The following is a 1,965-nucleotide window of genomic DNA, read 5'->3' as shown; positions in this document are numbered from 1 at the left end:
GCGGGGGCGGCGGCGATGCCGGCCGCAAGGGCGCCGGCGAGGGCGGTGCCGACCAGGACGCTGCGAAGCTTGCTCATGAGGGGACTTCCTTCGGGTGAAGACGCTCGGGGTGAGCGTGTGATGCGTGTTCCCGATGCGCTTTTTGGTGCTGCGCGCTCCGGACATCACTCACATTAGGCAGGGAGAAAGTCCCGTTCTGCGTACAAACGCACGCTCAGCGCCGAGCGTGCACTACGACACACAAACGACCCTGATTTTCCCCTCCCGGCATAGCACCCGGAGTTGCTCATCGCCGGTTGGTTCCCGCTGACCGGCCTTGGCACCGCACTGGTGATCGCACAGGCGGTCGCCGGCTTCGCCGGCCTGCAGTTCGCCGGTCTTCGCAAGACCGCGTGAACTCGCGGCAATCCATCTGTACCCGTCCCTGCGCAGGAGCTCACGTCAGCCGCACTCAGCTCACCGCGTGATGAGCGGAGCGTGGTCAGAGGGTGGTGGAAGGTCGCCAGCGTGTGTTTGAGGCTACCGGCGTTGTCGCCAGGGTTTGTCGTCAAGCGCAAACGCGTGACCGGTACACAGGTTGAATTCGTCGATTCGGTCATGAGTTTGCCCGACTGTCGAGGGTGAGTCCGGTCCCAACTGGACTCTCCCGCTATGGGAGGCCTCATGCTATTCCCAGCGGCCCCATTAGTTGATCATGAAGGTATCAGGGATGGGGACGGTGTGACCGTTCGCCGCGTCAGCCTGAGGAGAACGACGCATGACCATCGTGAAGGACATCGAGGCCCGCGGCACGCACCACTGCGAGACGACGGCGCTGGGGGTGCTGTTGCGGCATGAGGGACTTGATCTACCCGAGCCCATGCTGTTCGGACTGGGCTCGGGTCTGTCCTTCATCTATTGGGACAGCAAGAGCATGGCGTTCCCCTTCCTCGGAGGCCGCGTCAAGCCCTTCGACCTCACCAGGAATCTGGCTGCCAGGCTGGGACTGACGTTAATGACCGAGGAGACCACCTCACCGCGCAAGGCGTGGGAGAACGTGGCCGCCCCCATCGACGCCGGTCAGCCGATCGGCCTTCAGCTCGACTGCTACCACCTGGACTATTTCCTCTCCAAGGTGCACTTCGGCGGTCATGTCGTCGCCATGTACGGCTACGACGGGCACGACGCCTACCTTGTGGACACCGACCAGCAGGGAGGAACGGTGCGCACCAGCCGGACCAGCCTCGCCCTGGCGCGCGCCGAACGCGGCCCGATGACCGCCAGGAACCGGTCCTTCACCATCACCCTGCCGGCTCACCCGCTTTCCTGGCAGGACCAGATCATCCCCGCCATCAAAGACTGCGCCGACGCCTTCCTCGCCGCTCCCATCGCGAACCTGGGCCACCGCGGCATCGAGAAAGCCGGCAAGCAGGTGCCCAGATGGCTGCTACGCGCCGGAGAACCGCAGCAGGACCTGCCGCAGGCCGCTCTCCTCATGGAGAAGGGCGGCACCGGTGGTTCCCTGTTTCGCGCCCTCTATCGCGACTTCCTCGACGAGTGCACCGGACTGATCGACGACGGCAACCTCCGCGCCGGTCACAGGCTGTACGCCGAGGCAGCCGTCCTGTGGACGGACGTGTCCACCCTGATCGCGAAGGCTGGAGAGAGCGGCGACGCGGAGTACCTCGAGCAGGCCGGCGTCATCCTCCATGATCTTTCGCGCATCGAGAAGGACGCCATGCAGGCGCTGCGTCAGTTGTAGCTCAAAGGGAAACCGTTCCGCTGTCCCCCTCAGACGGTGCTCGGATTTACCGAGGTAGTCACGCATCCGCTGAGAACGAAAAAAAAGGGGTCCGTACCCCGCGGTGCGGACCCCTTCCCGGACACAAAGAAGGGGGGGTTCGCACCGCATGGTGAAAACCCCCCTTTTCGTGCATGCGGGTGGGTGAACGCAGAAAAGGCCACCCCTGACGGGGTGGCCTTCTC

The 1,965-nt window shown here is 64.4% G+C and carries 1 protein-coding gene; it reads left to right on the top strand.

The window, feature by feature from the left end; genetic code table 11:
- The first annotated feature begins 757 nt into the window (after positions 1–757).
- Complete coding sequence (locus CHC08_RS47755; RefSeq protein WP_089213958.1) at positions 758–1,741, top strand: BtrH N-terminal domain-containing protein; 984 nt, start codon at positions 758–760, stop codon at positions 1,739–1,741.
- The last annotated feature ends 224 nt before the right edge of the window (positions 1,742–1,965 follow it).

It is taken from the genome of Streptosporangium subroseum (assembly GCF_900188345.1).
In the GTDB taxonomy this organism is placed as follows: domain Bacteria; phylum Actinomycetota; class Actinomycetes; order Streptosporangiales; family Streptosporangiaceae; genus Streptosporangium; species Streptosporangium subroseum.
Note: the sequence above shows the minus strand (reverse complement) of the source record. Positions and strands in the feature narration are given on the sequence as shown.